We start from the raw sequence: 5,292 nt of genomic DNA on the forward strand, positions 1-5,292 counted from the left end.
GGGGTAGCTGGCGAAAATCCCCTGAAGCTTCGCCAGCAACCGGTTGGCGCGGGTGCCGGCGGGCAGGTCGCGGCGCGCCAGCCGTTCGACCACGACCTCGGGCGGGCAGGGCAGGCCCGTCACCGGGTCGAGGTAGCGCGGATAGGCGATGAGCGCGGCATGGACGAAGGCCGCGAGCGTGGGCCGCGCCCGGCGGCGGGGCGGCTCCGGGAAGAGATCGCGCGTGAGCCCCCAGCCGGCGTAGAAGGGCATCCCGAGGCAGGTCACGGGCCTGCCCCGGATCAATGCCTCGAAACCGAGGGTCGAGGTGATCGTCCAGACCTCGTCGACATGTTCGATCAGCGTCGCGGGGCTGACGCGGCCGACGATGGTGTCGGCGAGCCGCTCGGCCGCGTCCCGGGGCACCGCGCCCGGCCGCAGCCCCGCCTCCACGTCCGGGTGCGGCTTGTAGATGACCACGGCGTCGGGGTTCTCCGCCCGCACCCGTTCGAGAAGCGCAAGGTTCGTGTGTTCGCGTCCCGCGCCGAGGCGGATCGAGGCGTCGTCCTCCACCTGACCGGGCACGAGGATGCGGCGCCCCTGCGGAAACTCGGGCAACGCCTCGGGCTCGAGGTTGTATTTCGTCAGACCGGCCCGGACGATCCGCGCCATCAGGCGTTCCGCCCGCCGTTCGCCGCCCGGCGGCGGGCCGGCCGCGACCAGCCGCTCCAGAAGGCTCTCGCCGGCGGGGTCGTAGTAGAGGCCGAGGGGATCGGCGACGAGCGACAGGGGCGGCACAAGTTCGGCCCCGAGCCCGCGCGAGCGCAGGAACCCGTCCTCGACCCGGGCGAGGGCGATGTCCCCCGCGAAGGTTGAAAGCGGTCCGGTCTCGGCCGCGCCCCAGACCAGGAGGCCGCGCCCCTCGTCCCGTGCCCGGGTCACGGCGCGCCCGGGGTCCTCCTCGAAGACGAGCGGCCTTTCGCGTCCGAAGACCTTCTGCAGGTGCGGCCGCTTCCAGAGCCGCATCCCCACCGCGACATGGCCCCGCCGGTCCTCCCGGAACGCCCGCACCTCGGCCTCGAGTTGGTCCACCGCCTCCTCGAAGGAACAGAGCCGGTCGCGGCAGGGATCGTACCATGTCGGCGCGAGGATCATCGCGGCGGCGAAGAGCTGGGCGCGGGTGAGCTTTCTTTCCCGCCGCGCGACCGGGTTCTCGTCGGCGGTCAGGCCCCATCCGGCGTAGAAGGGCTGGCCGAAGACGCGGGGGCGGTGGCCGGCCAGGATCGCCTCGAATCCCAGCTGGGAGGAGACGGTATAAACCCCGACGGCCCCCTCCATCAGCCGCCAGGGCGAGACCGGCGCGTCGAGGAGCGTGATCCGCCCGTGCGCATGGCCTTCGGTGTAGTGTCCCGGCCGCTTGCCGGCAGCGGTTTCGGGATGGGACTTGATGACGACGCGGGCGCCGGGGTGTTCCTCCTGCGCGAAGACCAGCATCTCGCGGAAGGTGGAGGCGGAGGCGCCACCCCATTCGATCGAGGCATCGCCCTGGGTCTGGTCGATCACCAGCACATAGCCGGGTTCGGGCACCGGCAGCGCCGGGTCGAAAGCATTGTACTTCGACAGATGCGCGGCCTTCAGCCGCTCCATCCCGTCGCGCGCGCGGGCGAGGATCGCACCGTCGTCCAGCGGGTCGGTGGCGAGGATGCGTTCGAGCCGCGATGTCTTCGCGGAATCGAAATGCACGCCGAGATCGTCGATCAGAAGGCCGAGCGGCGGGCCGCCGCCATCGCGCCCCGGCCGGACCGAGCGCAGGAAGGCATCCTCGACCCGCACCACGGGCGTCTCCGTCCACTCCGACACGGCCTCTCCACGGGGCGCGGTGGGGCTGCGGCCCCAGACGCCGATGCGGTCCCCGGCGCCTGCGGGCTTGCCGAGCCGGACATCATATCCGGCGAGGGTCAGGATGCGGCGGATGCGCGTTTCCGTCAGGAAGCCGCCGGAGAAAACGAAAAGCCGCCGGGACGCCTGCCCGGCGGCGGACTCGCTTGTTCCCGCAGGCATCAGTCGGTGACGTTCGACACCGACCGGGCGGAATTGGCTGCCCCGGTCAGGGCGGCGAGCGTCTTGTGCCACTGCACGTAGGGCGCCTCGGTGACATAGATCGTGTCGTCGTCGCGGATTATGAAGTCGCGCGCGTTGAAGATGCCCGAGGGCTCCGTCAGGTCGAGCACATAGGCCATGCGGACCGGCCCCGCCAGGTCGCTGCGGCCGAGCACCGCGTTGGCAATCTCGGGCGTCTCGTCGCGCAGGACGAAGACGCCGGTCGGGTCGGCGAAGTTGGTGGACAGGCCCCCGACCTGGGCGATGGCCTCGACGGCCGAAAGCTCCTGCGTCTCGAACTGCACGCGGTGCTGCCCGCCCGTGGCGCCGAGCGCGGTGAAGGCGCGCTGGTCTTCCTCCACAAGGATGATGTCGCCCGGCCGGAGCGCGATGTCGTAGCGCGGGTCGTCGTAGAGATCGGTCAGCCAGACCGTGCTCGTATGCTTGCCGCGGGTGATGGTGATCTGGGCGATCTCGGGCTGGATCACCACGCCGCCGGCCTTGGCGATCATCGCGGCGAGCGTGCGGGTCGGCCGCTCGATCGGATAGACGCCCTGGGCGCCGACGCCCCCCATGACGGAGACGGTCGCGCCGTCGCCGGCAAGCCGCGACACCGTAACCTGGGGATCGGGCGTCTGGCTTTCGAGCTTGCCGGTGATGATCCGCCGCAGGGCCTCGGGCGTGTTGCCGGCGGCCTTGATCCGGCCCGCGTAGGGCACGAAGATGTAGCCGTCGCCGTCCACCTGCACCGCCTGCAGCGTGGTCGAGTTCAGCCCCTGATCGGCCAGAAGGCCGTTGTCGACGTTTTCCCAGATCGACAGGTTCAGCACGTCGCCCGGGCGGATGTCGTCCGATCCGACGACGCCCGATCCCATGAAGCCGTTGGTGAAGCCGAGCGGCGGCACGACCGAGGCCGTGCGGGCGACATCGGCATCGACGGTGACGATGAAGGCATCACCCGCCTGCTCGACGGAACTCTTGTAGAGTTCGCGCTTGCTCGGGCCGGAGCGTGGCAGACCGCAAGACGCCACAAGCGCGACGACGGCCAAGAGTGCCGCCCCACGCGCCCAGCGGGTCGAAGACATCCTCACTCTCAGGCTCCTCTTGACGGGAAACTGCCTCAAGTCCCAACCGAGCCTAATGAAATGGCCGGGGCATTTCCAGCGCTTCTATTCCGAGCGCGCCAACTGTTGCCGTGGTGCCGCTTTGCCCTCGACCAGCGCGTCGTAGGGATCCCGTGGCGCAAGCACCATGTCCACGACCTGGCGGAGGAGGTAGCGGCGCCCCCGCGCGGAATAGAATCCGCCGGGCACCTGCGAGGTTTCCAGGAGATAGTGGCGGTAGTCGCGGTAGGCCCGCTGGTCGGGCCGCTGCGGTTCCGCGAAGAACGCCGGCAGCGTCTGCGCCGAGACGAATTCCGGCTTGGCGTAGACCGCGCGGCCGAAGGCGCGCAGCGGTAGGCCGCGCCAGAGTACCTGCTGCCCGGCGGTGGAATTGACCGTCACCGCGCTCCGCGCGCCGTCGAGGAGCCGCGCCAGCTTGCCGCCGCGGACGAGGTGGACGCGGTGTCCGATCCCCAGGCGGCGCGCGCCGTCGCGCACCGCGCTGCCGATGTTGGCGCGCCCGTCCTCGAGCGGATGGGCCTTGAAGACGAGATGGTGATGCGGCGCCGCGCCGGCGGCGAAGCCTTCGAGGCAGAGCGTGATGAACTCGGTCATCGACCCGAAGTCGGAATGCGTCCGGAAGCTCGCGTCGTGTTCGAGTTGCAGCAGGACGAGGTGGTAGGGAAAGGCGCCACGGCGGATGCGCCAGGTCGCCAGCCGCCGTTTCAGCCGGTGCACCGGCATCAGGAGGAGCCGGCGCAGGTAGAGACGGAATTCCTCGGTCACGGTCACGCCGCGGTGCGGGCGGAAACCGGGATAGCGCCGGTTCAGCGCGAGCACCAGGAAATGGTAGAGCGCGCCGTAGAAGATGTGCTGGCGCATGTCGCCCCAATGCGCGGGCGCCTTCGGCATCTCCATCTCCGACCGCGCGAGGGCCGCGCGCATCTCGGCCACGGACAGCCCCATCAGCCGCGAATGCCCGTTCGATCCGCCGCGTTCGTAGGTCGCCCAGTAGGGCCTGAGATAGCCTTCCTCGAAGACATGCACGGTGATGCCGCGCGCCTTCGCCGCGCGGATCGCCTCCGCATGGATCGCGCGGGCGTCGCCGTAGAGCACGAGGTCGGTGATCGCGAGCCGGTCGAGGTGGTCGGCGCAGGCGGCCGGCCAGTCTTCCGGCCGGCCGGTGTAGGGAAGGTAGCCCTCGCGGCCCCAGAAGACCTCGTCGCCCCGGTTGAAGCCGACGCGCCAGACCTCGGCGCCGGCAGTCCGCAGCATCGCGCCCAGCTGACGGAAGAACGGCCCGTGCGGGCCCTGAAGCATCAGGACCCGGCGTGCCGTCCGGCGATGTCCCTCGATGTCCTTCACTCGCCTCCGTCCCCGCCGCCTCTTGTGGCGCGCCGCGCGGGGCTTGTCACGCATGATCGCGCCGTATCGCATCGCTTTGGCAGGACTGTGGCATCCGCCGCGCGCCCTTGCGACGTGGCGCGGCCGGGGGTAGGCAGGAGGAAAGAGGAGGTCCGCGATGTTCACCGGCATCATCACCGACGTGGGCGAGGTGCTGGCGCTCGACCAGGCCGGCGACCTGCGCGCGCGCATAGCCACCCGCTATCCCGTGGCGGGGATCGACATCGGCGCCTCCATCGCCTGCGACGGGGTCTGCCTGACGGTGGTCGCGTCCGGCGAGAAGCCGCGCGGGTGGTTCGACGTGCAGATCTCGGCCGAGACCATCTCTAAGACGAACCTCGGCGGCTGGCGGCCCGGCCGGCGGATCAACCTCGAACGCGCGCTGAAGGTGGGCGACGAACTGGGCGGGCACATCGTTTCCGGCCATGTCGACGGCGTGGCGGAGATCGTGGCCATGCGCGACGAAGGCGACAGCACCCGCTTCACCTTCCGCGCGCCCGGCGCGCTCGCCGGTTTCATCGCGCCGAAGGGCTCGGTCGCCCTGAACGGCACCTCGCTGACCGTGAACGAGGTCGCGGGGGCGGAGTTCGGCGTGAACATAATCCCCCACACCAAGGCGGTGACGACCTGGGGGGAGGCCCGGATCGGCGACCGCGTCAACATCGAGATCGACACGCTCGCCCGCTATGTCGCGCGGCTCAGGGAA

The 5,292-nt window shown here is 70.5% G+C and carries 4 protein-coding genes; 1 reads left to right on the top strand and 3 read right to left on the bottom strand.

Annotated features, from left to right (window positions below; genetic code table 11):
* The 3 genes from F9K34_RS16785 to F9K34_RS16795 all read right to left on the bottom strand — a co-directional run.
* A partial coding sequence (locus F9K34_RS16785; RefSeq protein ID WP_291338262.1) for a capsular polysaccharide biosynthesis protein occupies nt 1-2,040 on the bottom strand: 2,040 nt, incomplete at its 3' end.
* Entirely contained in the window at nt 2,040-3,170 is a 1,131-nt protein-coding gene (locus F9K34_RS16790) for a polysaccharide biosynthesis/export family protein (protein WP_436405759.1), read from the bottom strand. The genes F9K34_RS16785 and F9K34_RS16790, both read right to left, overlap by 1 nt.
* Before the next feature lie 78 nt (nt 3,171-3,248).
* Nucleotides 3,249-4,502, bottom strand: coding sequence for a capsule biosynthesis protein (locus tag F9K34_RS16795; protein ID WP_291338263.1), 1,254 nt, complete (start codon nt 4,500-4,502; stop codon nt 3,249-3,251).
* Between the two features lie 202 nt (nt 4,503-4,704).
* Between F9K34_RS16795 and F9K34_RS16800 the strand changes: the two genes are divergently transcribed.
* On the top strand, nt 4,705-5,292 hold a 588-nt coding region (locus F9K34_RS16800; RefSeq protein WP_291338264.1), incomplete at its 3' end, for a riboflavin synthase.

The organism is Albidovulum sp., assembly GCF_008933605.1.
GTDB lineage: Bacteria > Pseudomonadota > Alphaproteobacteria > Rhodobacterales > Rhodobacteraceae > Albidovulum.

What these genes read in the sequence shown, in the direction of transcription:
- F9K34_RS16795 (WP_291338263.1), bottom strand. Translation starts at nt 4,502, where the DNA reads ATGCTTCAGGGCCCGCACGGGCCGTTCTTCCGTCAGCTGGGCGCGATG.